We start from the raw sequence: 24,392 nt of genomic DNA on the forward strand, positions 1-24,392 counted from the left end.
GGGATCTCATATGGCGACAGGAAATACCATTGGTAAACTACAGTATGCCCCGGCACCGCAAGGTAGCGTTGAGGCGGGCAGCGCAAATCCACCCCAAAAGAAAAGTTGGTGGAGCGACTATGGGGACTGGGTTCACACCGGACTGGACGTTCTGGGTGCCGTTCCTGTTATCGGGGCGGTAGCTGATGGCGCTAATGCGGCTATCTACACCGCTGAAGGTGATTACGGTAATGCGGCGCTTTCTGCTGCCTCTGCGGCAGCCAACTTTGTACCGGGCGGCGGGGCGGCATTTAAAGCCGGTAAGCTGGCGGCCAAAGCGGGTAAAGCGATGGACGTGGCTAAAGTTGGGAAAACCGCTGCAAAAGAAGGCGCCGGAATGACCGAGCGGGCTCTGGCTAAATCCGAAGCCAAAACCGTAAAAGCTGAAGCCTCCACAACAGGACGAAAAGCCAAAAGAGCCGGTAGTGAAAAAGGCGGGAGTGATACGGGTAAAGGAGGCTCACATAAAACAGGGCCCTGCAAGACAAGTTTTGTGGTCGCTAATCCCGTTAATCCCGTGCTCGGCATCAAACTTCTTTTCGGTGACGAGGATAAAGATTTTGAATTTCCAGCTGCGGTTCCCCTCTTATGGCAGCGTAGCTATTTCTCAGATGAGACTGGCAACGGCTGGCTGGGGCAGGGCTGGTCGCTGCCGTTTTCTGTCAGTATTGAAAAAAAAGGCCGACTTGTTCTCTTTAAGGATGAGCAGGGACGTGAAATCGACTTCCCTGACGTTCAGCCGGGTTATCCGGCCTATTTCCATCGTTATGAACAACTCTCTCTTTCACAACCGGAAACCGGAAAGTATCGCCTTTCCGAGGCGGATGGAAGCCGCCACTGGATTTTCGGCGAACAGGTTGACTCACAGCGCTGGCTACTCAGTGCTATTGAAGATAGACATGGTAATAGTCTCAGGCTGACCTATAACGCTGCACAGCAGCCTGTTGAGATTACAGACAGCGCCGGGCGGCGGTTTCTTATCACATTCAGCCCAATAACTTTGTCTTCCGGAGAAATTATTAGTCGCCTGACGGAGGTTGCCTGCTGCCATCCATCAGAGCCACACCGTTCAGACCCGCTCTGTCATTATGATTATTCAGATGAAGGCGATCTGATTGCCGTGCGCAATGACAGGGACGAGATCGTCCGCGACTTTCGCTATCGTAATCATATGATGGTTGCTCATCGGTTAGCAGGAGAACTGGCGTGTTTTTATCATTACGACCGCTTTGACCCAAAAGGAAAGGTTATTGCTCATCGTAATAGCCTTGGGGAGGAATGGCTGTTTGAGTATCACGCGGACTCTACGCAGGTTACGGATGGGATTGGGCGTAAAACCCACTATGAATTTGACGAAAACCACGATTTGACAGGATACAGGAATGCAACAGGCGGCTACACGCGCCTTAAGCTGAATAGTCGTGGGCAGCCGCTAGTGATTACCGATCCTGCCGGGCGACGCACACGCTATCGCTATGATGAGCGCGGTAACATCACGGCGATGACCGCCCCGGATGGGCAAATGACCCGGGTTGATTATCATCCAGTATGGAATCTTCCTGTACGTATTACAGATATGCTGGGTAATCTGCGCGAATTTACCTATGACGTGGCGGGTAACCTGATCCGCGAAATGGATGAACTTGGGCGTATTACTGAATATAACCACGACGATGCCGGTAACCTGGTTCGTATCCGGGATGCAGCCGCAGGTATACAGCGTCTGCAGTGGAATGATGCAGGATTCCTGATCGCACATACTGACTGCTCAGGGCGAACCACGGGTTATGCTTACGATAAATATGGCTGGCTGAAAGAGCGGACCGATGCGGCCGGAAATCTGACATATTATGAGCATGATCGGGACGGACAGCCCGTGCATATTACGAAGGCCGATGGCTCAAGTGAAGCATTTGAATATGACCGCTGGCGGCGTCTGACAGGCTTTAAGGATGCAGCGGGACAGACTACGCGGTGGGAGCTTGCTCCGGATGGTATGCCGGTGGCGCGGATTGATGCGCTCAAACATCGGATCAGCTATTGCTATGATCAAGCACGCCGCCTGTCTGTTCTGACCAATGAGAATGGCGCTCAGTATCGTATGGAATACGACGACAGGGACAATCTGATTGCTGAGTACGGCTTTGATGGACGCATTACGCGTTATGATTATGATGCGAGTGACCGGGTGATCTCGCGGACGGAATACGGGGATGGCAGCGATACAGTCAGTGAGATTCACACGCATTATCAGCGTGATGATGCTGGCAGGCTGCTGGAAAAACTGGTGATGAAAGGGGGAACTCAGCGCTGGCGGCGCACGCGCTTCCGTTATGACGAGCTTGGGAGGTTAATCGCAGGGATTAATCATGGTGGGCGGGTGGAACTTAATTACGACGCCGCCGGACAGCTGCTGGAGGAAAAAACCCTGACCCGGGGCAGGGAGCAGACGCTACGGCATCAGTATGACGAGCTGGGCAATCGGACAGTGACCACTCTGCCGGATGGCCGTGAGCTGAGGAATTTCTACTATGGAAGTGGGCACCTTATCCAGATAAACCTGGATAAGCGGGTTATCAGCGAAATCACCCGGGATGCGCTTCACCAGGAAGTGAGCCGCAGCCAGGGGGCGCTGAATACTGAATTTGTACGGGATGAAATGGGGCGTCTTATCACCCAGCGTGCGGGCCGGGGCGGTAAGCTGAAGGTGGCGAGAGAGTACGGATGGCGGCAGGATGGTCAGCTTCAGCAGATGGTTGACTTATACAGCGGCGATCATCGTTATCAATACGATGCCATTGGACGCCTGACCGGGGCGGGGGAAGAGAGATTTGCATTCGACCCGGCTCACAACCTGCTGTCGAAGGACTCAGAATCGTCAGTGAATGATAACCGCATCCGGGTGTATGAGGATAAACGCTGGAAATATGATACACACGGCAACGTAACGGAAAAACGGACCGGACGGCATACGGAACAGCAATTCATCTGGAACGGCGAGCACCAGCTGGAAGAGGCCCGCAGCAAGCGGCAGGGAATAAGACAGACTACTACCTATGGCTATGATGCGTTTGGGCGCCGTAGCTGGAAGAAAGATGGATTTGGTATCACGCACTTTGTCTGGGATGGTAACCGGCTGCTAAGTGAAATTCGCGGTGTGCGCAGCTTAACCTGGGTATACGATGATAAAGAATTTGTGCCACTGGCGCAGATAAGCACAACGGCAGGGGATTCAGCCGATCGTGCAGAGATCCACTGGTATCACACGGATCAGGTGGGTATGCCGCGTGAACTAAGCGATATCAGCGGAGAAATCAGCTGGCGAGCTGATTACCGCGTCTGGGGAAACACACTTAAGGTGTCATATCCGGACATACAAGCGGGAGAGGAGCCGGTTTATCAGCCGCTGCGCTTTCAGGGACAGTATTATGATGCAGAAACGGGATTGCACTATAACCGTTTCAGGTACTATGATCCTGATGTAGGGCGGTTTATCAGTCAGGACCCGATAGGGCTGGCGGGTGGGATTAACCTGTATGCGTATGCGCCGAATCCTTTAAAATGGATCGATCCGTTGGGACTTACTAAATGTAATTCTCAATTCAATTCTAGGAAAGAAGCCTTCAGAGCAGCGAAAAGAGATGCAGGAATACCAATGACTCAACAACCAGATAGGATATTTAATCCTAAAACTGGTTTTCATGGAGATCATAGGAATGTACGAATGACTGACTCACATAATAATCCTATTTTAGATAAGAATGGAAATCAGATCTGGACTAGGGAGTATCAATTTACAAAAACTGATGGAAATAAAATTGTTATTCAGGATCATTCTGCGGGACATAGCTATCCTGGAGGGATCGGAAACCAAGGCCGTCATTTGAACGTAAGGCCTATTGAAAACATTAGAACAGGATCTGTTCCAGGTACGTTGGATCATTATGGATTTTGAGGGGGTTAATGTGTATTGGAATGATCTTGATGGTAGTTATATGATTAATAGGGTTTTTTCTAGGCCTGTAGAAATTAATGAAATCGATGTTTTTGACGTAAAAATAGATCGTGAAGGTGCTACTGTAATAATATCTTTCGACTTAATTGATGAATTGCCAGATAATCCTCCAGTTAAATGGGTCAAAGGTTATAATAGATGTCGGTGTGGTATAAATTGCGGTGGTGTTAGCACAATAAAGTTAGAGGGAATGTCTACTAACATGCAGGCTAAAATTAAAATAGAAAAAAATGATGGATATAGCGAGGTGTTAATTAATGGACCTGGTATTTTTTTGCATCTAAAGTGTATTCATATTCAGTTTATGGGGCCGTCAGTATATATTAGTAATTAAAGTTAAAGCCGGAAGCGATCCCACAATCCTTCTGGCCTTTTACCTTCAGCCACCCTTCATGCCAGTATGGCGATCATCTGCTGTTTAGCCTACTCCAACTCTTGCTACTGCGCATTCAGCTGCTGCTCCATTACCCGCAGCCGCATCTCTTCGCGGCTGTCGGGGATCAGCAGCAGACAGCCGTCCAGCACCGTCAGGCTTACGCCGATTCCTACGGAAAACCCGCCTCCGCCAGCCACTTGCCCATGATGCTGATCTGCGGCGCGGCGATCCGCCACCGGTTACAGGCGCTGGGGATCATGTGGGAAAGCGGGCATGAGCACTTCGCCGGGTCGCTGATCGTGCCGGTCAAGAATCTACATGGTCAGATGGGGAGATCTACGGGCGCAGGATTGGTGATCTGCCCCGCGCACCTGTATCTGCCGGGATCGCACGGCGGGTTATGCACGGCAGACGGCGGTAGAACTGGGGCTGGAAGAGGGCGACCTGAAACGTGCGCTGGGCCGGTTGCTGCTGGCGCTGGAAAGCTGGCAGGCGCAGCCTGAGCCGGAACAAAGCGGCCCGGCTCTTACGGAATGAGAGTGGGAAGCAGCGCTGGCCCTGAGTAGGGTTGAAGGCCAAACTTGAAAAATTGCTCGCCGACAGCCTCAAAGACACTAACTGGCTGCAGGCTGACGGTTAGAAACTTGAACCTTTTATGCAGTCAGTAATGGAAAAGCGGGACAGCGCACTGCATAAGATTGGCCAGACAGGTTTGGGTGGGCTGGGTTTTAATGCCCGTAACGTTGTCACTGGCGGGATTTCCGCTGGCACCCAGACGCTCAAAGAGAACGATCCACGTAATCCCCCTGTGGGTATTCTCGCCGGCGCCAAAAAACCAGGGTATGTCGCTAATCAGTCAGTGGGTACCATTCTGACAGTGGCGGCAGGCTCTATGAGTGGCGTAGTGCAGAATAATTACAATAAACTTCACGGCCCTGAATTCCTGTTTGGTCGTACCGACTGGAAGGAGCGCTATCAGGCGCTGTCCGATACTTCAGTATCGGGTCAGATAATTAACGGGGCGAAGAGCCGGGTAACAACCGCGGCGAAAGATGCGGCTACTCCACAAAAATGGGGGCAGGTATTTTAAGTCTGTTAACTACAAATCAGTTGGCTGAGATGGGGGCGCTGGGTGTGGGTCTTGGTGGCACCAATCCGGCTTTTCGCGCCTTGCGGGAGGGGCTGCGCAGGCGGCTAACCTGCCTGCCGCAGGCATAGCCTATTTCATGCAGGGATTAGCCGGTGTGGGAGCCACGGCCGCGAACCCCCACCTGCAAAATGTCGCTAACAGGGCGATGAATGCCACAAAGGGTATTTACAATACATGGCGGAAGCCGGATGCGAACAACGTCAGCGGAACCCGTTCGAGTACCACTGGCTCAGCCAGTAGCAGCAACTTATCAATGATAACCGGGCAGGATGTTCCACTGCCGTCGAGCCATGGAAGCTCCATTGCCAGCGGATCGCGCCCGGCAAGCAGCCTTAGCAATACCAGGAATGAGATGCAGGCGCAGCAGACGGCTGACCGCATTGGCAAAATGCCGCCGCCGAATAAAGCGGTTTAGCGTTGAAATAAACGTGTTGAATCAATGGCTGCACCGGAAAGATGTGTGAAAAATCAATGTAGATTAGATGCGGCTAACAAAACTGTTTTACGGCGACACCGATCATCGTTGCAGGCCTTGCTCACAGGGGCTTTGTCGGTCGCCGTCTTAACTTGTGACATGCTTCCTACTTGCAGAGTAAAAAAATAATGCCCATCATCGTAAATAAGTTATGAGGAGTAAACACACTCTTTGGATGGAGACTCATTGCAATGATTGATTTAAGAGAGAACAATCAGCGGCTTACGTCTTACGTCGTTGAAAACTATTTTAACGCTATACCGGAAGATTATCGCGATCGGTTTGTGCAGAAAAGTACTCTGCAACCCGACTATACACTCTGGCTAACGGGTCAGGAGCCGCTTCCCTTATGGCTGCTGGCGCTTCCCTCAAAAGCAGATGAGCAGGTGTTACTGGCGCGGGCGAAAGGCGCGTTAGTCGGCCTGGCCGTTGCTGATGCCGTCGGAACAACGCTGGAGTTTTTACCTCGCGATCAAAAGCATGTGACGGATATGGTTGGCGGTGGCCCTTTTGGCCTAACGGCGGGGGAATGGACGGATGATACCTCCATGGCGCTTTGCCTGGCCGACACCTACCTGAACGCGGGCAAGCTGGATCTGACCGATTTTCGTAACCGACTGGTGAACTGGTATCGCTATGGCGTAAATAGCGCTAACGGCGTCTGCTTCGATATTGGTAATGCCACTCGCTACGCCCTGGAAGAATACCTGAAGCACGGACCGGGATGGTTTGGGAATACCGATCCCGCGACGGCCGGGAATGCGGCCATCATCCGGCTTGCGCCCGCAGCCATTTTCCAGCGTCGCTCACTGCTGGGTACGCTTAATGATGCGGAACAGCAGGGGCGGGCAACGCACGGTGCAGCCGAATCGTCCGATAGCTGCCGTTTACTGGGGTTAATCCTTCACCGCCTGCTTAATGGCTGCGATAAAAATGAAGCCTTCTCACCGGCCGTTTGCCCATTAAATGCGCGGGCTGCACTGATTAACGCGGGTGAGTACAAGCAGAAAACGCGGGATCAAATTCGCTCAAGTGGTTATGTAATTGATACGCTGGAAGCGGCAATGTGGGCGGTGTGGCATACGGATAATTTCCGGGACGCGATTCTGCTTGCGGCAAATCTGGCCGATGATGCCGACAGCGTTGCTGCCACCGCCGGGCAGATTGCCGGTGCGCTGTATGGCTATGCGGGCATTCCTCAGGAATGGCGGGAGAGGCTGGTAGAGGAGCGGCGTATTGCCGCTATGGCAGAGAGATTATTTCACCCGGCGGATTAAGCAGGCTCTGCCCGTTCACATACGCAGATGATCAATCAGCGCCCTCTGATCTTACCCGCCAATAGTGGACACGCGACTAAGTGAGTAAACTCTCAACCAGAGGTAGCTCACATGACAAAGTCCGTATCAACCAGTAAGAAGCCCCGTAAGCAGCATACGCCTGAATTCCGCGATCAAGCCCTGAAGCTGGCAGAACGCATTGGCGTTGCCGCCGCTGCACGCGAACTCAGTCTTTATGAGTCGCAGCTCTATAACTGGCGCAGCAAACAGCAAAATCAGCATAATTCTTCTGAGCGCGAGCAGGAAATGTCCACCGAAATTGCCCGCCTTAAACGCCAGCTCGCTGAAAAGGATGAAGAGCTGGCCATTCTCCAAAAGGCCGGGACATACTTCGCGAAGCGCCTGAAATGAAGTATGTCTTTATCGAACAGCATCAGGCCGAATTTCGCATTAAGGCGATGTGCCGGTTATTGCGTGTCGCCCGCAGCGGCTGGTACGCCTGGCTGAAGAGCTACGTTCGCAGGGCGCGACGTACAATGTGAAAACGATAACCGCCAGCCTGCGGCGTCAGGGGCTGTGGGCGAAGGCTTCACGCCGCTTCAGGCCGGTCAGTTACTGTGAGCACGGCATACCGGTCTCTGAAAACCTGCTGAAGCAGGACTTTTATGCCAGCGGCCCGAACCAGAAATGGTCGGGAGACATCACGTATTTACGTACAGATGAAGGCTGGCTGTACCTTGCCGTGGTCATTGACCTCGGGTCGCGAATGGTTATCGGCTGGTCGATGTGCCCGCGGATGACAGCACAACTGGCCTGCGATGCGCTTCAGATGGCGTTATGGCGACGTAAGCGGCCTGAGCACGTTATCGTTCATACGGACAGGGGCGGACAGTACTGCTCAGCGGGCTATCAGGGCCTTAATTATATTGAGTGCGATTACAATCGCTGGCGTCGCCACAGTGCCTGTGGTGGTCTCAGCCCGGAACAGTTTGAAAACCAGACCCTCGCTTAGGGCTGTGTCCACATTACGTGGGTAGGATCACCTGGAGGAGGGCGATATCCGGGCATGTTGCCGACAAAATAAACGCTATTCGCGTAATGAGCTTCACAAGGAATCTCTGGCATACTAAGCGGATTGTAGCATTGTGATCCAGCTGTAAGCGGAGGCGGCATGACAGATAAATATTTAACCCAACCCCCGGCAGGCGAATTTGTTATGTTTGCCAGCGATGACGGTGTAGTACGCGTTGAATGTCGCTTTGAGCAAGAGACGCTATGGCTCCCACAGGCAACCATCGCAAGCCTTTATCAGATTAGTCCCCAAGCCATCACGCAACACATTAAAGCAATCTATGAAGAAGGCGAACTTGAACAAAACGCAACCTGTAAGTCTTACTTACAAGTTCAGCTGGAAGGAACCCGTCAGGTAAGTCGTAATATCCTGCACTATAGTCTGCCCGTCATTCTCGCGGTCGGGTATCGTGTTCGTTCACCCCGAGGGACCCAATTCCGCCAGTGGGCAACCCAAACGCTCCAGGAATACCTGATCAAAGGTTTTGTGATGGATGACGAGCGGCTTAAAAACCCGCCCGTGGGTTCATCCGCAGTGCCTGATTACTTTGATGAGATGCTGGAACGCATCCGTGATATTCGTGCCAGCGAGCGTCGGGTTTATTTGCGGGTTCGGGAGATCTTCGCATTAGCCGCCGACTACCAACCCTCACTCAAAGAGACAACGCTGTTTTTTCAAATCATCCAGAACAAGCTGCATTTTGCCTGTACCGGCCACACCGCTGCTGAACTCATCCATCAGCGTGCTGACGCCAACCAGCCCCATATGGGGCTGAGCAGCTATAAAGGTGAAGAGGTGCGTAAAAGAAGCCGAGGGAGAGAAGGATATCGCCGTTTTACTACAGTGGAAAACCGACACCAACAAGTAGCCTTCGAGCGCCTGATCTTCACAAGCAAATTCATTTGGGGGCACAATAGGGAGTACCACCCAAAATCCACCACGATAAAACCCAGTAAATTCAATAGCACTAGCTATCAAATGCGACTCCTGTGATCAAAAAATGCTTTTAGGCATGACATATGAAATTTTTATGACCCCTCTCAAAACCATAAGCTTATCTTCTGATTGTGCAACTCTGGCCGTTTTATTTTCACTTACTGCCATCGTTGTGCGATGGGAAGATCCGGGTAACAACCGCGGCGAAAGATGCGGCTACTCCTCAGAAATGGGGGGCAGGAATTTTAAGTCTTTTAACTACTACTCAGTTAGCTGAGATGGGACGCTGGGTGCTTTAAGCAGGCTCTGCCCGTTCACATACGCAGATGATTAATCAGCGCCCTCAGCTTTGGTGCAAGATTATTACTGCTGGGCGCGCGACGGGTTGAACGGCTGCAAGCCCTGGCGACCGAACTAAGTGCAGCGGGTGCAGAGGTTGCCGTAGAGGCGCTGGACGTCACCAACCGCGCATCGGTGCAGCACTTTGCCGCGCGTGCGCTGGAGAAATGGGGGCGCATTGATGTAATGATCAACAATGCGGGCGTAATGCCCCTGTCGCCAATGGCGTCGCTCAGGGTGGATGAGTGGGAGCAGATGGTCGATGTTAATATTAAGGGAGTGTTGTACGGCATTGCCGCCGTGCTTACGCCCATGCTGGCGCGTAAAACCGGGCATATTATTCATATTGCCTCTATTGGCGCGCTGACCGTCTCGCCGACCGCCGCCGTCTACTGCGCCACAACATTCGCGCCCTCAGCGGGCGGTATGAAACCCTTCACGCCCGAGTGATAAAACCCGCCACCGGCGGGTTTTAATCAGCTTACTTAGCCAGTTTGTCCTGGGTTTTCAGATCGAAATCCGAGGCATCGTGGCGTTCGTGCAGCTGTTCTGACGGATCGCCGTGGGTGCGGTTAACGATGCGGCCGCGCTGTACCGCTGGACGCTGTGCCACTTCATCGGCCCAGCGCAGCAGATTTTTATAAGAACCGGCATCCAGGAACTCCGCCGCACCATAAAGCTGCCCCTTCACCAGTGCGCCGTACCACGGCCAGATGGCGATATCGGCGATGGTATACTCCTCGCCCGCAATATAGCGGTTCTCCGCCAGCTGGCGATCCAGCACGTCGAGCTGGCGCTTCGCTTCCATAGTGAAGCGGTCGATAGCGTATTCAATTTTGACCGGTGCATAGCTGTAGAAATGCCCGAAGCCGCCGCCCAGATAAGGGGCCGAGCCCTGGAGCCAGAACAGCCAGTTCAGGGTCTCGGTGCGGGCGGCCGCGTCCTTCGGCAGGAAGTGACCAAATTTCTCTGACAGATAGAGCAGAATCGCGCCGGACTCAAATACGCGGGTGGGGGGCTGGGTTGAAACATCCAGCAGCGCCGGGATCTTCGAGTTCGGGTTGACCGCCACAAATCCGGAGGAGAACTGGTCGCCTTCACCAATGCGGATCAGGTGCGCGTCATACTCGGCATCGTTAACGTTCAGCGCCAGCAGTTCCTCCAGCAGAATGGTGACCTTCTGACCGTTAGGCGTTCCCAGTGAATAAAGTTGCAGAGGATGCCTGCCGGTGGGCAGCGTAGCTTCACTGCGCGCACCCGCGGTGGGTCGGTTGATACTGCCCCAGGTGCCGCCCGCTTCTTTCTTTTCTGACCAGACTTTGGCTGGTTGATAATCGTTATTGCTCATAACCGAAAGGCCCTTTTTTGTTGAATAAATGAGGCGTTATGCGGTATTGCCCCCTGACATAACGCCGCCGATGGACTAAAACATAGCGTTGTTCCGTGCAAAAACCCAGGCGCGGTTGTTACACCGGATGTCAGATATAGCATCGGTACGCGGGCGGCGCTTATCCTGAAAGAGCAATTTTCTCCGCATAACCAGAGAGTGACATATGGACGAGCATTATCTTGAGGATCTGAAACAGGCCGGTCTGACCCTGACCGACGACGGGCGCGTCTGCTGCTACTGGCAGCCCTCGATGCCTGATTATCACGATAATGAGTGGGGCAGCCCGGTCGTGGATGATCGGCGGCTGTTTGAAAAAGTCTGTCTGGAAGGTTTTCACTCCGGGATGTCCTGGCAGCTGATTTATAATAAGCGCGAAAATTTTCGTCGGGCATTTCTCGATTTCGACTTCCATGCCGTGGCGCAGTTTACCGACGAAGACGTGGCCAGGCTGATGCAAGATCCCGGCATCGTGCGCAATCGCGCTAAAATCCTCTCCACCATTAACAACGCCCGGCGCGCGATTGAGCTGGTGGATGAGGCCGGATCGCTGGCTACCTGGTTCTGGCAGTTCGAGCCCCGCCCGGAGGAACGTCCGTTAACGGTCGACCTTGCCTGGTGGAAGAATGCCAAAACCTCCCCGGAATCGGTACGCATGTCGAAAGCGCTTAAAAAGCGCGGCTGGACGTGGGTTGGCCCGGTCACCACCTATTCGCTGATGCAGGCGCTGGGGCTGATTAACGACCATATTGAGGGATGCCAGTGCCGCGATAAATTCAGCGCGCAGCGGGAAATGCTGATACGACCCGGTTAATGGCGTGGTAAACGCATTGTTTATCACTGCCGGATCGGCGAAAATGCCGGCCATTGATGATTAATCGCCTGTGAAGCTGGCCTGGCGCGTTATGCGCGGCGGCAGCACGGCATCCAACCAGAAGAACTTCCATGTCGAATGCACCCTTTATGCAAGAGGTGGCCCGCCGCCGCACTTTTGCCATCATTTCTCACCCGGACGCCGGTAAAACCACCATCACCGAAAAGGTGTTGCTGTTCGGACAGGCGATCCAGACTGCCGGTACGGTGAAAGGCCGGGGTTCCAGTCAGCACGCGAAATCGGACTGGATGGAGATGGAAAAGCAGCGCGGTATCTCCATCACCACCTCGGTGATGCAGTTCCCCTACCGAGAATGCCTGGTGAACCTGCTGGATACCCCAGGTCACGAGGATTTCTCGGAAGATACCTACCGCACTCTGACGGCGGTTGACTGCTGTCTGATGGTGATTGACGCCGCGAAAGGCGTTGAGGATCGCACCCGTAAGCTGATGGAAGTCACGCGCCTGCGCGATACGCCGATCCTCACCTTTATGAACAAGCTGGACCGCGATATTCGCGATCCGATGGAGGTGCTGGATGAGGTGGAGAGCGAACTGAAAATCGCCTGCGCACCCATCACCTGGCCTATCGGCTGCGGTAAGCTGTTTAAAGGCGTGTATCACCTCTATAAAGACGAAACCTATCTCTACCAGTCGGGTAAAGGCCACACCATTCAGGAAGTTCGGATAGTGAAAGGGCTGGATAACCCGGCGCTGGACGAAGCCATTGGCGAAGATCTGGTGGCTCAGCTGCGGGAAGAGCTGGAGCTGGTGCAGGGTGCTTCGCATGAGTTTGAGAAAGACGCTTTCCTTGCAGGCAAGCTGACGCCGGTATTTTTTGGTACCGCGCTGGGTAACTTCGGCGTCGACCACATGCTGGACGGACTGATGGAGTGGGCACCGTCGCCGATGCCACGTGAAACCGATCTGCGTACCGTCACGGCTGTTGATGAGAAATTCACCGGCTTCGTCTTTAAAATCCAGGCGAATATGGACCCGAAACACCGCGACCGCGTGGCCTTTATGCGCGTGGTTTCCGGCAAATATGAAAAGGGCATGAAGCTGCGTCAGGTTCGCCTTGGCAAAGATGTGGTGATTGCCGACGCGCTGACCTTTATGGCCGGTGACCGCTCGCACGTTGAAGAAGCCTATCCCGGTGACATTATCGGCCTGCATAACCACGGGACGATCCAGATTGGCGATACCTTCACTCAGGGCGAGAACATGAAGTTCACCGGTATTCCGAACTTTGCGCCTGAGCTGTTCCGCCGCATTCGCCTGCGCGACCCGCTGAAGCAGAAGCAGCTACTGAAGGGGCTGGTACAGCTGTCGGAAGAGGGGGCGGTTCAGGTATTCCGTCCGGTACACAATAACGATCTGATCGTTGGCGCGGTGGGTGTTCTGCAGTTTGACGTGGTCGTCGCCCGCCTGAAGAGCGAATACAACGTTGAAGCGATCTACGAAGCGATCAACGTCTCTACCGCCCGCTGGGTCGAATGCAGCGACGTGAAGAAGTTTGATGAGTTCCAGCGTAAGAACGAAGTTAACCTCGCGCTGGATGGCGGGAATAACCTGACTTATATCGCACCGACCATGGTAAACCTGAATATTACTCAGGAACGCTATCCCGACGTGACGTTCCGTAAAACCCGCGAGCACTAAGATTCGCCTGCGTTTCAATTACGCTACTTCCGCTAAGCGATGCCATCGGCATCGCTTTTTTTTGGCCCTTTTTTCTCTCTTTTTCAGCAAAAGTTACAGACTCATCTTAAAAAATCTCTTTTTTGCGCATTTATCCATCATATCAACCACAAGCGGCGGTGAAATCCTGATTAGCGACTATATTGATTTCAACAGGACGTAAAACATGGCGGCGCGGTTGCTGCAACGTCTTACCACTCAGGCCACGCCGTTTGTGGCTGAAACCTCACAGTTGTGAGTGCAATAATATGAGAAGGAACAAATCGATGAACAAGACTAAGATTACTAAGACCCTGATGGCTGTACTGGTTGGTTCAGCGCTGGTAGGCGGTTCTGCGATGGCTGCGGACACCTCAACCTCTTCTGACAGCACGGGTTCCAAAATCGATAGCTCTATGAACAAAGTCGGTGGATACATGGATGACAGCGGCGTGACTGCTAAGGTGAAAGCCGCCCTGGTAGACAACGACGCCATTAAAAGCACGGATATCTCGGTCAAAACTCATCACGGCGTGGTTACGCTGAGTGGTTTTGTCCCGTCGCAGGATCAGGCCGAAGTGGCCGTAGCGGCGGCGAAGAAAGTCGAGGGTGTTAAATCCGTCAGCGATAAACTACACGTTAAAGACAGCACAAAAGCAAGCGTAAGTGGTTATGCCGGTGATGCGGCAACGACCAGCGAAATTAAAGCTAAACTGTTAGCGGACGACATCATTCCGTCACGCCACGTGAAAGTTGTTACCACCAACGGTGTGGTTGAGCTTTCCGGTACGGTGAAAACCCAGGCACAGTCTGAACGTGCTGAAGGCATTGCCAAGGCTATCGACGGTGTGAAAAGCGTTAAGAACGACCTGACTGTTAAATAATACTGGCGGCTCGCCTGCATCAGCAGGCGAGCCAGCAGGATGAAGCTGTAACACTATAAATGCGTCATGCCGCGTGCGGCTGGTATGAATAACACAAGCAGTTCGATTTTCAATATAGGGTAAGGAGAGGCTTATGTTTCGTTGGGGTATTATCTTTCTGGTAATCGCGCTCATTGCAGCCGCGTTAGGTTTTGGTGGTCTGGCTGGTACAGCCGCATGGGCAGCTAAAATTGTCTTTGTTGTCGGTATTATTATCTTCCTTATCAGCCTGTTTACTGGCCGCAAGAAGTTATAGACCGCACCACTACAGAGTAGTACGCTTTATCAGAAGACCAGCTCAGGCTGGTCTTTGTCATTTCCTGCGCAAAAAACGTCTGTAGCAAAAACCGCCAAACGGTTAAAACGCACCCAGCGTATCCTGATAAAAAATCATTCTCAGAGGTTCGCAACGTGGGCAAACGCATTCCTATTACACTCGGTAGCATTGAACCGCTTGCCCTGGCACCCTTTCATCCGGGCAGGCTGGCCCTGGTCTGCGAGGGCGGCGGGCAGCGCGGAATTTTTACCGCAGGCGTGCTGGATGAATTCCAGCGGGCGAAGTTTAATCCTTTCGATTTGATGCTTGGCACCTCCGCCGGGGCGCAGAATCTTTCCGCCTATATCTGCGGCCAGCCGGGCTATGCCCGCAGAGTGATTACGCGCTACACCACCAGTAAACTCTTTTTTAACCCGCTGCGCTTCGTGCGCGGCGGGCATCTGATCGATCTTGACTGGCTGGTGGAGACCACCTCGCAGGAGTTTCCGCTGGCGATGGAAGCCGGGGAGAAGATGTTCTCTTCCGGACGTGAGTTTTATATGTGCGCCTGCCGCAGCGATGATTATTCACCGGGCTATTTTGCGCCCACCGCCGCCAACTGGCTGAATATTATCAAAGCCTCCAGCGCTATCCCGGGGATGTACCGTCCCGGCGTTGATCTTGACGGTGTGAGCTATCTTGATGGCGGCATCAGTGATGCGATCCCGGTTCGCGAAGCGGCGCGGCGGGGGGCGGAGACCATAGTGGTGATCCGCACGGTTCCTTCACAAATGACCTATACGCCGCAGTGGTTGAAGCGTGTCGAGCGCTGGCTGAGTGACGGTGCGCTGCAACCGCTGGTGAATATCATGCAGCTGCATGAGGAGAGCTACCGGCAGACCCAGCAGTTTATCAATAACCCGCCGGGCAAGGTGAATGTGATAGAGATATTCCCGCCACACGCGCTCGCCAGCATGGCGCTGGGCAGCCGCGTGTCGTCGTTGAATCAGGATTATCATCTTGGCCGCCGCTGTGGTCGCTATTTTCTGGCGACGGTGGGGCAATGGCTGAAAGAGAGTGATACGCGCCTGAGTCGGACATCGGTGGTGCCTGCTGCACCTGTCGCCAATCAGCCCGATCGTCGGGAGATTATTCTCGATCCTCTGGCAGGAAATGATGCAGATTACGATAATGAATCGCTGGCTTAGCATTATTCTGCGTGCCGCAGGGTAATGCCTTTTTTTAGTGCGGGAGCGCGGACATGGCATCATTCGTTGATACGCACTGTCATTTTGATTTCAGTCCCTTTTGCGGTGATGAGGAGGGAAGCCTTCAACGGGCGGCAGAGGCAGGGGTTGAGAAAATCATTGCGGTTGGCGTGTCGGCAGACCGATTTGCCGGCGTCATTGATCTTGCCGATCGCTATGCGCCTCTTTACGCGGCGCTGGGGATTCACCCGATGGCGATTGGCCATTTTCAGGAGGCGCATCTGGCCCAGCTGGAAGGCTGGCTGCGGCTGCGCCCGAAGAAGCTGGTGGCGATCGGTGAGATAGGGTTGGATCTTTATATGGAGGATCCGCAGTTTGCGCGTCAGGAGGCGTTGCTGGAGGCGCAGCTGCGGCTGGCAAAGCAGTACGATCTGCCGGTTATCCTGCATTCACGGCGTACGCACGATAAGCTGGCGATGCATTTGAGGCGCATTGCTCTTCCCCGTCGCGGGGTGGTTCACGGTTTTGCCGGGAGTGAGCAGCAGGCGCTGGCCTTTATTCGCGCCGGATATGCCATTGGCGTGGGTGGCACCATGACCTATGCGCGGGCGACAAAGACGCGTAATACTTTTTCCCGCCTGCCGCTTTCATCCCTGGTTCTGGAGACGGATTCTCCCGATATGCCGGTGCAGGGTTTTCAGGGGCAGCCCAACCGGCCGGAGCGGATTAAAAATGTCTGGCAGAGTCTGTGTGGAATTCGCGAGGAATCTCCAGAGGAGATCGCCGATACCATCCGGGAGAATACCCGCGCGCTGTTTGCGCTTTGAGCGCGGGGCGATGTCTGGCGGGCAATTTCGGCTTTGCCGGAGGACTGTTCCAGCGTGTGCCGGTGAGTGGTGTCGGTGGAAACCTTAGCGTGTGACGGTTAATTGTTTGGGCTGTCATAGCTGCGGTGTCGGTGGACAATCCCAGCGGTTGCTGGTCAGTTGTTTGGGCTGTCATAGCTGCGGTGGCGGTGGACAATCCCAGCGGTTGCTGGTCAGTTGTTTGGGCTGCAATATCTGCGGTGTCGGTGGATAATCCCAGCGGTTGCCGGGCGTCCTCACGCCACGCTTCGCGTGGTGCCTTTGGCTCCGACTTCAGGCCGGACGGCCCGGTCGCGAGCGGGCGTCCTGCCCGCCGCTCCCTGAGTGCAGCATCCCTGCTGCCCTCGCCTGGCCCTCCGTCTGCGCCGCAGCGCTGCGGATTGCCCGTCAACCGCAGGGATTGTCCACCTCTCGGGCTTCGGAGGTGCTTCAAGTCAGGCCCTGTAAACTCGCAGGCTTTGGAGCTGTATTAAGCTATCCAAACCGCTCTTTCCTGCACACCCAACGTCCCCGGGATGTGGTCACCTGGCTGCAAAAATTTATAGGGGAAAATCCCAACGCTTGTCGGTTGGTTGTGTCGGCTGCAATATCGGCTTTGCCGGTGGATAATCCCAGCGGTTGCCGGTTAATTGTTTGGGCAATACCTGCGATGCCGGTGGACAATCCCAGCGTTTGCCGGGCGTCCTCACGCCACGCGTTGCGTGGTGCCTTTGGCTCCGGCTCCAGGCCGGACGGCCCGGTCGCGAGCGGGCGTCCTGCCCGCCGCTCCCTGAGAGCAGCATCCCTGCTGCCCTCGCCTGGCCCTCCGTCTGCGCCGCAGCGCTGCGGATTGCCCGTCAACCGCAGGGATTGTCCACCTCTCGGGCTTCAGATCCGCTTCAAGTCAGGCCCTGTAAACTCGCAGGCTTTTGAGCTGCATTAAGCTAACCCAGTCGCTATTTCCTGCATACTTTAGCGCTCGGGATGTGGTCACCTGGCTGCAAAAATTACTGTGTATGGGGGGAAAATCCCAACGCTTGTCGGTTGGTTGTGTCGGCTGCAATATCGGCTTTGCCGGTGGATAATCCCAGCGGTTGCCGGTTAATTGTTTGGGCAATACCTGCGATGCCGGTGGACAATCCCAGCGTTTGCCGGGCGTCCTCACGCCACGCGTTGCGTGGTGCCTTTGGCTCCGGCTCCAGGCCGGACGGCCCGGTCGCGAGCGGGCGTCCTGCCCGCCGCTCCCTGAGTGCAGCATCCCTGCTGCTCTCGCCTGGCCCTCCGTCTTCGCCGCAGCGCTGCGGATTGCCCGTCAACCGCAGGGATTGTCCACCTCTCGGGCTTCTGCGCTGCTTTTAGTGAAACTGCTCTTACCCGCAGCCAGCACAATGCAAAAGGAGCAGGCGGGTGGGGCCCGGTGACAGGCATTCCGCAGCGCTGAGTGCAGTAAGGAAGACCCGGATGGGCCAGCAGGGATGCTGGCACAAGGGTATGCCGGGACAGGGATGTCCCGTCATGCCCGGTCCGAAAGGTCGACGAGCGGAGCGAAGGAACCGCGCCACGCGCGGCGCGAGGACCGCCAGGCACCGGGCCCCACTCGTTGGCGACCAAACGGGCCTGTGCAGCATCGGGCCCCACCCGTAGGCGACAGCCCATACCTGTGCCGCACCAGGCCCCACCCGCAGGCGACCACCCCAGCCTTTGCAGCACCGGGCCCTCACCCCCAGGCGACACCCCAGCCTAAGCCGCACCACGCCCTTTAGCATTAAGTAATAATAAATGTTATAATTATAACATTATGCGCAACCGCCTAAACCAGGAAGGACAATATCGTTCACTATGCCCCATAAGGGCAATTCACAAGGATTTTTATGTGATATCAGTCACGCATAATATAGAATTAATGCAATGGCATTTTCATGGGTGTGAATTACATCACGGAAAATACGCCTCTGTAAGTGTTATTATTTTAACATAAAGACCTGCGGGTTTCTCTCTGGAGACAAACATGACTGACGTAACTTCTGCTGCCGTTCGCGCACTGAAACTGATGGACCTCACTACCCTGAATGATGATGACACCGATGAGAAAGTGATTGCGCTCTGTCATCAGGCCAAATCCCCTGCGGGAAACACGGCGGCTATCTGCATCTATCCGCGCTTTATTCCCATCGCGCGCAAAACGCTGCGCGAACAGGGCACGCCGGATATCCGCATCGCTACCGTGACTAATTTCCCACACGGCAATGATGATATCGAGATTGCGCTGGCAGAAACCCATGCGGCGATTGCTTACGGCGCTGATGAGGTCGATGTGGTGTTCCCTTATCGCGCACTAATGGCGGGTAACGAAGAGACAGGTTTTCAACTGGTAAGCGCCTGTAAAGAGGCCTGTGCCGACGCCGATGTGCTCCTGAAAGTCATTATCGAAACCGGCGAGCTGAAAGATGCCGCGCTGATCCGCAAAGCTTCTGAAATCGCCATTGATGCCGGTGCTGATTTCATTAAAACGTCTACCGGGAAAGTACCGGTCAACGCCACTCCTGAAGTCGCTGAAATCATGATGCGCGTGATTGCCGATAAAGGCGTTAAGCATAAGGTAGGATTTAAACCAGCCGGCGGCGTTCGCACCGCCGACGATGCTGCAATCTATCTCAAGCTGGCCGATGACATTCTGGGCAGCGACTGGGCAACCCCACGTCACTTCCGCTTTGGCGCTTCGAGCCTGCTGGCCAGCCTGTTGAAAGCCGCAGGCTATGACAGCACTGCGCCTCAGTCAGGGTACTAAGTCGGGCAAACGTCAGCAACCCGGTCAGGTCGGGGATCGCGGGCTACGTCAGCATCCCGGTCAGGTCGGGGATCGCGGGCTACGTCAGCAACCCGGTCAGACCGGGGATCGCGGGCGATGTCCGCACCCGGTGAGATCAGAAACCGCGGGCCGGATGGCATGCTGGCGAGGCGGTTAGTGTACTGAAGTCGATATATTCACCCGTGGGCCGCCTCGTGTCGGCCCGGATAGTAACGCTCATACTCTCAGCTGGGGCGACTCCCCGCCCGGCTGCTTAACATCAGGGGGCAATGTGTTCCTGCCACAAGAAATCATCCGCAAAAAAAGAGACGGCCAGACGCTGAGTGAAGAGGAAATTCGTTTCTTTATCAACGGCGTTCGTGACAACTCCGTCTCTGAAGGGCAAATCGCCGCGCTGGCGATGACAATCTATTTTCATGACATGACGCTGCCAGAACGTGTGGCGCTGACCATGGCGATGCGTGATTCCGGCTCGGTACTCAACTGGCAGGCGCTAAACCTCAACGGACCGGTGGTCGATAAGCATTCCACGGGTGGAGTAGGGGACGTGACCTCGCTGATGCTGGGGCCAATGGTCGCCGCATGCGGTGGCTATGTACCCATGATTTCGGGCCGCGGACTGGGCCATACCGGCGGTACGCTGGATAAGCTGGAAGCCATTCCCGGCTTTGATATCTTCCCCGAGGATGAGGCCTTCCGCCGGATGATCAAAGAGGTGGGCGTGGCGATCATCGGTCAGACCCACTCACTTGCGCCAGCCGATAAGCGCTTCTACGCCACGCGGGACATCACCGCTACGGTAGACTCCATTCCGCTTATTACCGCGTCGATTCTGGCGAAAAAGCTGGCCGAAGGGCTGGATGCGCTGGTAATGGACGTTAAGGTAGGGTCCGGTGCCTTTATGCCGACCTTTGAACTCTCTGAACAGCTGGCGCAGTCGATCGTTGGCGTGGCAAACGGCGCGGGCTGTAAAACCACCGCGCTGCTGACCGATATGAATCAGGTGCTGGCGTCCAGCGCCGGTAACGCGCTGGAAGTGCGCGAGGCGGTGCAGTTCCTGACCGGCGACTATCGCAATCCACGCCTGCTGGAGGTGACGCTGGCGCTGAGTGCGGAAATGCTGGTATCGGGTGGGCTGGCCGCAAACGTTGATGAGGCGACCCGCAAGCTCCAGGCCGTGCTGGATAATGGCCGCGCGGCAGAGGTGTTCTCCCGCATGGTGGCGGCGCAGAAAGGGCCAGCCGATTTCATTGAGAATATTGATAACTACCTGCCCGCACCGATGCTCAGCAAAGCGGTATATGCCGATAGCGTCGGGGTGATCGGCGCAGTGGATACCCGCGCGCTGGGTATGGCGGTGGTCTCAATGGGCGGCGGACGCCGTCGCGCCAGCGACAGCATAGATTACAGCGTCGGCCTGAGTGAGGTTGCCCCCCTGGGTGCCGCCGTTGACAGCCAGCAGCCGCTGGCGGTGATCCACGCCAGCAGCGAAGCCAGCTGGCAGGAAGCGGCGGCGGCGGTCAAAGCGGCCATTACGCTCAGTGAGACGGCCCCGGCAGAAACGCCAGTTATCTATCGCAGAATCAGCGGATAAGCGTCATACTACTCTGATCGATAAAATTTAAGCTAAGCGCCTAACAGACGCAGGAGACCAGGATGAAACGTGCATTTATCATGGTGCTAGATTCCTTTGGGATCGGCTCCAGCAAAGACGCCCATAAATATGGCGACGAAGGCTCTGATACCCTCGGACATATTGCCGAGGCCTGTTTTAACGGGAAAGCTGACACGGGCAGAAAAGGCCCGCTGCACTTACCGAATCTGACCGCGCTTGGCTTAGGCAAAGCGGCGGAAGGGTCTACCGGCCGGTTCCCGCTGGGGCTGGATAAAGACGCTGAGATAACCGGCGCCTGGGCCTGGGCCAGTGAGCTCTCCTCCGGTAAGGACACGCCGTCGGGCCACTGGGAAATTGCCGGGGTGCCGGTGCTGTTTGACTGGGGCTACTTCTCCGACAAAGAGAACAGTTTTCCGCAGGCGCTATTAGACCTGCTGGTTGAGAAAGCCGATCTGCCGGGCTACCTGGGTAACTGCCACTCTTCCGGTACGGTTATCCTCGACCAGCTCGGCGAAGAGCATATGAAAACCGGTAAACCGATTTTCTACACCTCGGCAGACTCGGTATTTCAGATTGCCTGCCATGAAGAAACCTTTGGGCTGGAGCGCCTCTACAAGCTGTGCGAAATCGCCCGTGAGGCGCTGACCGAAGGCGGTTATAATATTGGCCGCGTTATCGCCCGTCCTTTTACCGGCGACAAGGCAGGCAACTTCCAGCGCACCGGTAACCGACACGATCTCGCCGTGGAACCACCGGCACCGACTATCCTGAAAAAGCTGGTTGAGGAGCAGAACGGTCAGGTGATCTCGGTTGGTAAAATTGCCGACATCTACGCCCACGTTGGCATTACCAAAAAGGTAAAGGCAACCGGTCTGGATGCGCTGTTTGACGCCACGATCGAAGAAATGAAAATCGCGCCGGACAACAGCATCGTGTTTACCAACTTCGTGGACTTCGATTCCACCTGGGGCCATCGTCGTGACGTGCCGGGCTACGCCGGTGGGCTGGAGCTGTTCGACCGCCGACTGCCGGAGCTGATGGCGCTGGTGCAGGAAGGTGACATTCTGATCCTCACCGCCGACCACGGCTGCGATCCTACCTGGGAAGGCACGGAACATACCCGCGAGCATATTCCGGTGCTACTCTACGGACCCGGTGTAAAACCTGGTTCGCTGGGATATCGCGACACCTTTGCCGATATCGGGCAAACCGTTGCACGCTATTTTGGCCTTTCCGATATGGAATATGGCAAAAGCATGCTGTAAAGCGACATATAACTGGCCGGCGCTGACGCCGGCAAGATGAATATTGAAGATAAGGATAAAAGATGGCAACGCCTCATATTAACGCTGAAATGGGCGACTTCGCTGATGTGGTTCTGATGCCTGGCGATCCGCTGCGTGCAAAACACATTGCGGAAACCTTTTTGCAGGACGCAGTGGAAGTGAACAACGTACGCGGCATGCTGGGCTACACCGGCACCTATAAAGGGCGCAAAATTTCGGTAATGGGCCACGGTATGGGTATCCCATCCTGCTCGATTTATGCTAAAGAGCTGATCACCGAGTTTGGCGTGAAAAAAATCATTCGCGTTGGATCCTGCGGTGCGGTGCGCGCCGATGTGAAACTGCGTGATGTGGTTATCGGTATGGGGGCGTCAACCGACTCCAAAGTGAACCGTATGCGCTTTAAGGATCACGACTTCGCGGCCATTGCTGATTTCGAGATGGTGCGTAATGCCGTCGATGCGGCAAAGGCGCTGGGCGTGGACGCGCGGGTGGGAAATATCTTCTCAGCCGACCTGTTCTATACCCCGGACCCGCAGATGTTTGACGTGATGGAGAAGTACGGCATTCTGGGCGTGGAGATGGAAGCGGCCGGGATCTACGGTGTGGCGGCGGAGTTTGGTGCTAAGGCACTGGCTATCTGTACCGTTTCTGACCATATCCGTACGCACGAACAGACCACGGCAGAAGAGCGCCAGACCACCTTCAGCGAGATGATCCAGATCGCGCTGGAGTCGGTACTGCTGGGCGATAAAGCCTGATAACCCCGCACCAGCCGCCAGTCCGATAGATTCGCTGGCGGCGCACTGCGTCGCCCGGCCGTCGCTTTTGCGTCTGCCGGGCATTATTCAGCATGAAGGCCCGTCTCCACCGTCGTTAATCACCTTCTCCAACATCAATGGACTTCTACCGCGTAGTCCGCCACCGGCGTCATCTTCTTAATCAGCTTATTATCAAACAGAAACTGTTCGTATGCCTGGTAACGGGCAGGGTCCAGCTTTGCCGGGTCTTTCGCGAACAGGGGCAGAGAGTTTTGCCAGGCAAGCTGATTCAGCGGCGTATTTAATTCCGGGTGGGCTTTGGCAAACGCCAGCCAGCTCTCCTGCGGATGAGCCAGCAGATAATCGGTGCCTTTTTTCAGCGCGATAAGAAATTTCTTTATCCGGGGATCGTTGACCGCATCGCGGTTGGCGACGATCACCAGTTCGTCATAGGCCGGAACGCCATAATCTTCCACGTTGAAGACCACCGGGTCTTTCCCCTTTAGCTTCAGTTCCTGAGCTTCAATATTGCGGTAGCCGCCAATCACGGCGTCAACCTGACCGGCCAGCAGCGCGCTGACCAGCTGGAAATTCACGTTAATCAACCGCACATTATCAGCCTTGAGGTGTTCATGTTTCAGCATGGTGCTGAGGGTTGCCTGCTCAATGCCGCTCACCGAATAGCCTATTTTCTTCCCGGCCAGACCGGCAGGGGAGGTGATTTTTTTATCCAGAGTGATAACCGTATTCAGCGGCGAAGTGATCAGCGTGCCAATGCGCACCAGCGGCAGGCCCTGATCCGCAAAGAAGTGCAGCTGGGGCTGATAGGTAATGGCCAGGTCTGCCTGTTTTGCGGCAACCAGGCGCGGCGGCAGGGCGGCATCGGAAGGCGACACTATGTTCACATCCAGCCCCTCGGCCCGGAACGCGCCGATCTGCTCAGCGACCATAATGGGCGCGTGGTCAGGATTGATATACCAGTCGAGCACCAGGGTCAGCTTTTCCGCTGCCAGCGCATGGCCGCTCAGTGCCGCGGTCAGCAGCAGTCCGCACAGGGTATTTTTCACCGT

The 24,392-nt window shown here is 55.0% G+C and carries 18 protein-coding genes and 5 pseudogenes; 18 read left to right on the top strand and 5 right to left on the bottom strand.

The window, feature by feature from the left end:
- Positions 1–10: 10 nt before the first annotated feature.
- Together AAGR22_RS03785 and AAGR22_RS03790 are read left to right on the top strand one after the other, a co-directional pair.
- Entirely contained in the window at positions 11–3,994 is a 3,984-nt protein-coding gene (locus AAGR22_RS03785) for an RHS repeat-associated core domain-containing protein (protein ID WP_345830371.1), read from the top strand.
- A complete protein-coding gene (locus AAGR22_RS03790; RefSeq protein WP_345830373.1) occupies positions 3,984–4,388 on the top strand; it encodes an Imm50 family immunity protein in 405 nt (134 codons plus the stop codon). Before AAGR22_RS03785 ends, AAGR22_RS03790 begins: the two co-directional genes overlap by 11 nt.
- A 104-nt stretch (positions 4,389–4,492) precedes the next feature.
- Here AAGR22_RS03790 and AAGR22_RS03795 read toward each other — a convergent pair.
- Positions 4,493–4,689 (bottom strand): annotated as a pseudogene (locus tag AAGR22_RS03795) (SymE family type I addiction module toxin).
- Between AAGR22_RS03795 and AAGR22_RS03800 the strand changes: the two are divergent.
- Both AAGR22_RS03800 and AAGR22_RS03805 read left to right on the top strand, forming a co-directional pair.
- Positions 4,649–4,831, top strand: a pseudogene (locus AAGR22_RS03800) (hypothetical protein); the annotation flags it as partial. The pseudogenes AAGR22_RS03795 and AAGR22_RS03800 sit on opposite strands and share 41 nt — an antisense overlap.
- Positions 4,832–5,085: 254 nt before the next feature.
- Positions 5,086–5,520 (top strand): hypothetical protein, encoded by a 435-nt coding sequence (locus tag AAGR22_RS03805; protein ID WP_345830374.1) that lies wholly within the window; start codon positions 5,086–5,088, stop codon positions 5,518–5,520.
- Between the two features lie 225 nt (positions 5,521–5,745).
- On the opposite strand, the gene AAGR22_RS03810 is transcribed toward AAGR22_RS03805, so the two are convergent.
- Positions 5,746–5,967, bottom strand: coding sequence for a hypothetical protein (locus tag AAGR22_RS03810; RefSeq protein ID WP_345830376.1), 222 nt, complete (start codon positions 5,965–5,967; stop codon positions 5,746–5,748).
- Between the two features lie 279 nt (positions 5,968–6,246).
- Here AAGR22_RS03810 and tri1 point away from each other — a divergent pair, with 279 nt between their 5' ends.
- From tri1 to AAGR22_RS03830, 4 genes and pseudogenes are all read left to right on the top strand, one after another.
- Positions 6,247–7,332, top strand: a complete 1,086-nt coding sequence (gene tri1 / locus AAGR22_RS03815) for an ADP-ribosylarginine hydrolase Tri1 (RefSeq protein ID WP_345830378.1) — start codon at positions 6,247–6,249, stop codon at positions 7,330–7,332.
- A gap of 111 nt (positions 7,333–7,443) precedes the next feature.
- Positions 7,444–8,344 (top strand): annotated as a pseudogene (locus AAGR22_RS03820) (IS3 family transposase).
- 159 nt (positions 8,345–8,503) lie between these two features.
- Positions 8,504–9,208, top strand: a pseudogene (rhuM, locus tag AAGR22_RS03825) (RhuM family protein); the annotation flags it as partial.
- Positions 9,209–9,700: 492 nt separating this feature from the next.
- Positions 9,701–10,090, top strand: a pseudogene (locus AAGR22_RS03830) (SDR family NAD(P)-dependent oxidoreductase); the annotation flags it as partial.
- A 70-nt stretch (positions 10,091–10,160) separates the two neighbouring features.
- On the opposite strand, the gene yghU reads toward AAGR22_RS03830, so the two are convergent.
- Entirely contained in the window at positions 10,161–11,027 is an 867-nt protein-coding gene (yghU, locus tag AAGR22_RS03835; RefSeq protein ID WP_067706863.1) for a glutathione-dependent disulfide-bond oxidoreductase, read from the bottom strand.
- Between the two features lie 205 nt (positions 11,028–11,232).
- Between yghU and AAGR22_RS03840 the strand changes: the two genes are divergently transcribed.
- The 6 genes from AAGR22_RS03840 (at position 11,233) to AAGR22_RS03865 (ending at position 16,833) form a co-directional block, all read left to right on the top strand.
- Positions 11,233–11,880: a DNA-3-methyladenine glycosylase I gene (locus AAGR22_RS03840; protein ID WP_345830381.1), complete on the top strand. Its 648-nt coding sequence runs from the start codon at positions 11,233–11,235 to the stop codon at positions 11,878–11,880.
- Positions 11,881–12,011: 131 nt separating this feature from the next.
- Complete coding sequence (prfC, locus tag AAGR22_RS03845) at positions 12,012–13,601, top strand: peptide chain release factor 3 (RefSeq protein WP_067706855.1); 1,590 nt, start codon at positions 12,012–12,014, stop codon at positions 13,599–13,601.
- 305 nt (positions 13,602–13,906) lie between these two features.
- On the top strand, positions 13,907–14,503 hold the full coding sequence (osmY, locus tag AAGR22_RS03850; protein ID WP_067706851.1) for a molecular chaperone OsmY: 597 nt from the start codon (positions 13,907–13,909) through the stop codon (positions 14,501–14,503).
- A gap of 133 nt (positions 14,504–14,636) precedes the next feature.
- Positions 14,637–14,798, top strand: coding sequence for a DUF1328 domain-containing protein (locus tag AAGR22_RS03855; protein WP_071995405.1), 162 nt, complete (start codon positions 14,637–14,639; stop codon positions 14,796–14,798).
- A gap of 155 nt (positions 14,799–14,953) precedes the next feature.
- A complete protein-coding gene (locus tag AAGR22_RS03860) occupies positions 14,954–16,006 on the top strand; it encodes a patatin family protein (RefSeq protein WP_345830387.1) in 1,053 nt (350 codons plus the stop codon).
- A 53-nt stretch (positions 16,007–16,059) separates the two neighbouring features.
- The gene (locus AAGR22_RS03865; protein WP_345830389.1) at positions 16,060–16,833 is read left to right on the top strand and encodes a TatD family hydrolase; all 774 of its coding nucleotides are present in this window, start codon (positions 16,060–16,062) and stop codon (positions 16,831–16,833) included.
- 1,025 nt (positions 16,834–17,858) lie between these two features.
- Here AAGR22_RS03865 and AAGR22_RS03870 read toward each other — a convergent pair.
- Complete coding sequence (locus AAGR22_RS03870; RefSeq protein WP_345830391.1) at positions 17,859–18,167, bottom strand: hypothetical protein; 309 nt, start codon at positions 18,165–18,167, stop codon at positions 17,859–17,861.
- Positions 18,168–18,859: 692 nt separating this feature from the next.
- On the opposite strand from AAGR22_RS03870, the gene deoC reads away from it, so the two are divergent.
- The 4 genes from deoC (at position 18,860) to deoD (ending at position 23,322) form a co-directional block, all read left to right on the top strand.
- On the top strand, positions 18,860–19,639 hold the full coding sequence (gene deoC, locus AAGR22_RS03875) for a deoxyribose-phosphate aldolase (protein WP_067710393.1): 780 nt from the start codon (positions 18,860–18,862) through the stop codon (positions 19,637–19,639).
- Between the two features lie 292 nt (positions 19,640–19,931).
- Positions 19,932–21,254, top strand: coding sequence for a thymidine phosphorylase (gene deoA, locus AAGR22_RS03880; protein ID WP_067710395.1), 1,323 nt, complete (start codon positions 19,932–19,934; stop codon positions 21,252–21,254).
- Positions 21,255–21,316: 62 nt separating this feature from the next.
- Positions 21,317–22,540, top strand: coding sequence for a phosphopentomutase (deoB, locus tag AAGR22_RS03885; protein WP_067710397.1), 1,224 nt, complete (start codon positions 21,317–21,319; stop codon positions 22,538–22,540).
- Positions 22,541–22,602: 62 nt separating this feature from the next.
- Complete coding sequence (gene deoD / locus AAGR22_RS03890; protein WP_067710399.1) at positions 22,603–23,322, top strand: purine-nucleoside phosphorylase; 720 nt, start codon at positions 22,603–22,605, stop codon at positions 23,320–23,322.
- Between the two features lie 134 nt (positions 23,323–23,456).
- Here the strand turns inward: deoD and AAGR22_RS03895 are convergent, their stop codons facing one another.
- Positions 23,457–24,389 carry an ABC transporter substrate-binding protein gene (locus tag AAGR22_RS03895; RefSeq protein ID WP_345830395.1) on the bottom strand — a complete coding sequence of 311 codons (933 nt, stop codon included), beginning with the start codon at positions 24,387–24,389 and terminating at the stop codon, positions 23,457–23,459.
- Positions 24,390–24,392 lie beyond the last annotated feature (3 nt).

It is taken from the genome of Erwinia sp. HDF1-3R (genome assembly GCF_039621855.1).
In the GTDB taxonomy this organism is placed as follows: Bacteria; Pseudomonadota; Gammaproteobacteria; order Enterobacterales; family Enterobacteriaceae; genus Erwinia.

Coding starts and splice junctions, on each gene's coding strand:
- AAGR22_RS03785 (WP_345830371.1), top strand. CDS start 11: ATGGCGACAGGAAATACCATTGGTAAACTACAGTATGCCCCGGCACCG.
- AAGR22_RS03790 (WP_345830373.1), top strand. CDS start 3,984: ATGGATTTTGAGGGGGTTAATGTGTATTGGAATGATCTTGATGGTAGT.
- AAGR22_RS03805 (WP_345830374.1), top strand. CDS start 5,086: ATGCAGTCAGTAATGGAAAAGCGGGACAGCGCACTGCATAAGATTGGC.
- tri1 (WP_345830378.1), top strand. CDS start 6,247: ATGATTGATTTAAGAGAGAACAATCAGCGGCTTACGTCTTACGTCGTT.
- yghU (WP_067706863.1), bottom strand. CDS start 11,027: ATGAGCAATAACGATTATCAACCAGCCAAAGTCTGGTCAGAAAAGAAA.
- AAGR22_RS03840 (WP_345830381.1), top strand. CDS start 11,233: ATGGACGAGCATTATCTTGAGGATCTGAAACAGGCCGGTCTGACCCTG.
- prfC (WP_067706855.1), top strand. CDS start 12,012: ATGTCGAATGCACCCTTTATGCAAGAGGTGGCCCGCCGCCGCACTTTT.
- osmY (WP_067706851.1), top strand. CDS start 13,907: ATGAACAAGACTAAGATTACTAAGACCCTGATGGCTGTACTGGTTGGT.
- AAGR22_RS03855 (WP_071995405.1), top strand. CDS start 14,637: ATGTTTCGTTGGGGTATTATCTTTCTGGTAATCGCGCTCATTGCAGCC.
- AAGR22_RS03865 (WP_345830389.1), top strand. CDS start 16,060: ATGGCATCATTCGTTGATACGCACTGTCATTTTGATTTCAGTCCCTTT.
- deoC (WP_067710393.1), top strand. CDS start 18,860: ATGACTGACGTAACTTCTGCTGCCGTTCGCGCACTGAAACTGATGGAC.
- deoB (WP_067710397.1), top strand. CDS start 21,317: ATGAAACGTGCATTTATCATGGTGCTAGATTCCTTTGGGATCGGCTCC.
- deoD (WP_067710399.1), top strand. CDS start 22,603: ATGGCAACGCCTCATATTAACGCTGAAATGGGCGACTTCGCTGATGTG.